Raw genomic sequence first — 4,239 nt, forward strand, 5'->3', positions numbered from 1 at the left:
AGGTCGCGCGGACCTTCGTTCCGGCGGCGGCCGCCGGCGGCGCCGAGGTGCTGGTCGATCCCGAGGAGGATGACGAGATCGAGCCGCTCGGGGACCGCATCGATCTCGGGCTGGTGGCGACCGAGGCGCTGGCGCTGGCGCTTCCCGCCTACCCGCGCAAGCCCGGCGCCACCCTTGCCGAGGGAGCCGGGGAGCCGGAGGACGCGCTGCCGGAGGAGGGCGGGCAGAAGCCCTTCGCGGCGCTCGCGGCCCTGCGCGGGAAGCTGGGCGAGGGTTCGTGAGCGGGGCTCGCGGGCCGGCCGCGACCCGCGCCGAATGGGCCTTGCGCAAGCGCGCGGAATCGCTATGGTCCGCCGCTCGTTTTCCTGTCCGGTCCGGAGGCCAAGGGCGTGACATCACGCGCGGCATCTGCTACCCCGCGGGCCGACGAATGGGTGATCGGGGCGGCGCCCCGGCAGATATCGAGGCTGAGACATGGCTGTTCCGAAAAGCAAGGTCACGCGCTCCCGGCGCGGCATGCGCCGCTCGCATGACGCGCTGGTCGCCGGCAACCCCAACGAGTGCCCGAACTGCGGCGAGCTGCGCCGCCCGCACCACGTCTGCGGCGCCTGCGGGCACTATGACGGCCGCGAGGTGGTGGCGCGCACCGAAGAGATCGACCTCGACGACGAGGCGGCCTGAGCCGCCGGGGGCGGTGCCCAGCCTGTGTGAGGTCGCCTCGCAATGAGTGCCGTGACGCCCCCGAACGGACCTTCGGGCAGCCCCCCGCAAGCCGGCGACGTCGTGATCTCCATCGACGCGATGGGCGGTGACCGCGGCGTGGCCGACGTCCTGCGCGGCATGGACATGTCGCTCGAGAAGAACTCCCGCCTGCGCTACATCCTGCACGGCGACGGCGACGAGCTCGACCGCCACCTGCGCAAGGCCACCGCTCTGGCCGAGCGCACCGAGGTGCGCCATGCCCCGGGCGTCGTCGCCATGGACGACAAGCCGTCGCGCGTGCTCCGGAACGCCCAGGGCACCAGCATGCTGAGCGCGCTCGAGGCGGTGAAGGCAGGGGAATCCCCCGTCGTCATCTCCTGCGGCAACACCGGGGCGCTGATGGCGCTCGCCATGCTGGCGCTCCGGAAGGCGCCCGGCGTCGACCGCCCGGCGATCGCGGTCCTCTGGCCCTCGCTCAACCCGTCGGGCTACAACGTGCTGCTCGACGCGGGCGCCGACGTCCGCGCCGACTCGGACGATCTCCTCAAGTATGCGGTGATGGGCGCCTCCTACGCGCGCAACGCGCTCGGGCTGAAGCGGCCGCGGGTCGGCCTGCTCAACGTCGGCACCGAGGAGCACAAGGGCCGCTCCGAGCTGCACGGGGCGGCGGGGCGCATGGCCGAGGTGGGGCCGCTCAGCGACTTCGAGTACATCGGCTACGTCGAGGGGACCGACATGGCGTCGGACCGGGTCGACGTCATCGTCACCGACGGCTTCACCGGCAACGTCGCGCTCAAGACCGGCGAGGGCACGGCCCGGATGATCCAGGGTCTGCTCAAGGAGGCCTTCGCCTACTCGATCCTGTCGCGGATCGGCGCCCTCTTCGCGCTCACCTCGCTCAAGCGGCTGCAGAAGCGCATCGACCCGCGCCGGGTCAACGGCGGGGTCTTCCTCGGCCTGAACGGCACGGTCATCAAGTCGCACGGCTCGGCCGACGCCACCGGCGTCTCGGCCGCGATCAAGCTCGCCTTCACTCTCGCCGACCACGGCTTCACCGAGCGGCTCGCCGCCCGGGTCGCCGTGGGCCCTGCCGTGGGGCACGCGCCAGACCTCGCCCGCGGAGGCTCGCCCACATGACCATCCTTCGTGCCGTGGCCCTCGGCTGCGGCCACTACCTGCCGGCGCGCGTCGTCGAGAACGACGAGTTCGCCGCCATGGTCGAGACCTCCGACGAGTGGATCCGCACGCGGACCGGCATCGAGCGCCGCCACTTCGCCGCCGAGGGCGAGATGACCTCCGACCTCGCCGCCGCCGCCTGCCGGGCGGCGCTCGCCGACGCCGGGCTGACCGGGGCGGATCTCGATGCGCTGATCGTGGCGACGGCGACGCCCGACCAGACCTTCCCCGCCACCGCGGTCACCGTGCAGCACGCGATCGGCATGCGCGGCGGGTTCGCCTTCGACGTGCAGGCGGTCTGCGCCGGCTTCGTCTTCGCGCTGGCCCAGGCCAATGCGCTCATCCAGTCGGGCAGCGCCCGCCGGGTGATGGTGGTCGGTGCCGAGACCTTCAGCCGCATCCTCGACTTCACCGACCGCACCACCTGCGTCCTCTTCGGCGACGGGGCCGGGGCGCTCGTCCTCGAGGCGGTCGAGTCGGCTGGCGCCCCGAGCGACCGCGGCGTCCTCGCCACCGACCTCCACTCGGACGGGCGCTACCGCGATCTCCTCTACGTCGACGGCGGCCCCTCCTCGACCGGGACGGCCGGCGTGGTAAGGATGGCCGGGCAGGACGTCTTCAAGCACGCGGTCATCAAGCTGGCCGAGACCGGCGCCGCGGCGCTGGCGCGGGCGGGGCTCACGCCCGCCGACGTGGACTGGCTGGTGCCGCACCAGGCGAACCTCCGGATCATGACCATGACGGCGCACAAGCTCGGCGTGCCGATGGACCATGTGGTGGTGACGGTGCAGGAGCATGGCAACACCTCGGCCGCCTCGATCCCGCTCGCGCTCTCGGTCGCGCATGGCGAGGGGCGGATCCTGCCGGGGGACGTGCTGCTCATGGAGGCGATCGGCGGGGGGCTCGCCTGGGGTGCGGCCGTCATGCGCTGGTAGGCGCGTCTTCGCTCGCGCGCTCAAGCCGTTGTTATTGACTCGCTTTCGGAAATGTCCCTAGGTTAACCAAAGCGTGATCGAGACAGCAATCGAGACAGGGGGGAAGGCATGAGCGAGAAGACCCTCACCCGCATGGAGTTGAGCGAGGCCGTTTTCCGCACCGTCGGCCTCTCGCGGAACGAGTCCGCCGAGCTGGTCGAGATGGTGCTCGACCAGATGTCCGATGCGCTGGTGCGCGGCGAGACGGTAAAGATCTCCTCCTTCGGCACCTTCAGCGTGCGCGGCAAGTCCGCGCGCGTCGGGCGCAATCCCAAGACCGGCGAGGAGGTCCCGATCGAGCCCCGCCGGGTGCTGACCTTCCGGCCCTCGCACATCATGAAAGAGCGCGTGGACCTCGGCAACAAGCAGTGACTCGGGGAAAGGCGGCGCGATGATGAAGTCTCCCGAAGCCTTCCGCACCATCAGCGAAGTCGCCGAGGCGCTCGACGTTCCGCCGCACGTCCTGCGCTTCTGGGAGACGCGCTTCACCCAGGTGAAGCCGGTGAAGCGCGGGGGCGGGCGGCGCTACTACCGGCCGGAGGACGTGCGGCTGCTGCGCGGCATCCGCGGGCTGCTCTATGACGACGGCATGACGATCAAGGGCGTGCAGAAGATCCTGCGCGAGCGCGGCATCCGCCACGTCATCAATCTCGGGACCGAGCCGGAGGCCGAGGCCGCCGAGCCGGCGCCGCCGCCGGCCGAGGCGGCGCCGGCTCCGCGGGTGGAGCGCGGGAAGGCGCCGCCGGCCGCTGTCGGCAACGGCTTGCCGCAGGCCGATCTCTTCGCGGGCCCGGACGGCGAGACGGCGACGGTCGCCGTGGCGGCAGCGCGGCCCAAGGACCGGCAGGCGCTCCGGGCGCTGCTGGGCGAGCTGCAGGCGCTGCGGGCGGTGATGATCGACGACGGCAAGGCCTGAGCCTTTCCCCCTTGCTCTCCGGCGGGGCCCGGATATAAAGCGCCTCGTGTCGGGCTATAGCGCAGTCTGGTAGCGCGTTCGACTGGGGGTCGAAAGGTCGTGAGTTCGAATCTCGCTAGCCCGACCATACCCCTTCATGCGTCCGCCGGAGCGACCGGCGTGGTGCCAGCGCAGGGCATCGCGCGCCTCTTCGAGGCGGGCGCCATCACCGCGTCCGAGCCCTGCGCGCCGGGGCAGATCCAGCCGGCGAGCCTCGATCTGCGCCTCGGGGCCGAGGCCTTCCGCGTGCGGGCGTCCTTCCTGCCGGGGGCGGTTCCGCTCGCCGAGCGGCTCGCCGAGTTCACCATGCACCGCTTCGACCTCGCGGGGGGCGCGGTGCTCGAGAAGGGCTGCGTCTACGTGGTGCCGCTGGTCGAGGGACTGGCGCTGCCGGAGGGGCTGCGCGCGGTCGCCAATGCCAAGAGCTCGACC

Annotated in this window: 6 protein-coding genes, 1 tRNA gene and 1 pseudogene; all 8 read left to right on the forward strand. The window is 72.0% G+C overall.

What is annotated here, in order from left to right:
- Window positions 1-281: pseudogene (locus Q0112_RS08355) on the forward strand (DUF177 domain-containing protein); the annotation flags it as partial.
- A gap of 193 nt (window positions 282-474) precedes the next feature.
- Entirely contained in the window at window positions 475-681 is a 207-nt protein-coding gene (gene rpmF / locus Q0112_RS08360) for a 50S ribosomal protein L32 (RefSeq protein ID WP_297973859.1), read from the forward strand.
- Between the two features lie 42 nt (window positions 682-723).
- Window positions 724-1,839, forward strand: coding sequence for a phosphate acyltransferase PlsX (plsX, locus tag Q0112_RS08365; protein ID WP_297973861.1), 1,116 nt, complete (start codon window positions 724-726; stop codon window positions 1,837-1,839).
- Window positions 1,836-2,813 carry a beta-ketoacyl-ACP synthase III gene (locus tag Q0112_RS08370; protein ID WP_297973863.1) on the forward strand — a complete coding sequence of 326 codons (978 nt, stop codon included), beginning with the start codon at window positions 1,836-1,838 and terminating at the stop codon, window positions 2,811-2,813. Before plsX ends, Q0112_RS08370 begins: the two co-directional genes overlap by 4 nt.
- 108 nt (window positions 2,814-2,921) lie before the next feature.
- Window positions 2,922-3,224: an integration host factor subunit alpha gene (gene ihfA / locus Q0112_RS08375; protein WP_297973865.1), complete on the forward strand. Its 303-nt coding sequence runs from the start codon at window positions 2,922-2,924 to the stop codon at window positions 3,222-3,224.
- A gap of 19 nt (window positions 3,225-3,243) precedes the next feature.
- A complete protein-coding gene (locus tag Q0112_RS08380; protein WP_297973868.1) occupies window positions 3,244-3,768 on the forward strand; it encodes a MerR family transcriptional regulator in 525 nt (174 codons plus the stop codon).
- Window positions 3,769-3,818: 50 nt separating this feature from the next.
- Window positions 3,819-3,895, forward strand: a tRNA-Pro gene (locus tag Q0112_RS08385).
- Between the two features lie 32 nt (window positions 3,896-3,927).
- On the forward strand, window positions 3,928-4,239 hold a 312-nt coding region (locus tag Q0112_RS08390), incomplete at its 3' end, for a 2'-deoxycytidine 5'-triphosphate deaminase (protein ID WP_297973872.1).

The organism is uncultured Amaricoccus sp. (genome assembly GCF_937858865.1).
Lineage (GTDB): Bacteria > Pseudomonadota > Alphaproteobacteria > Rhodobacterales > Rhodobacteraceae > Amaricoccus.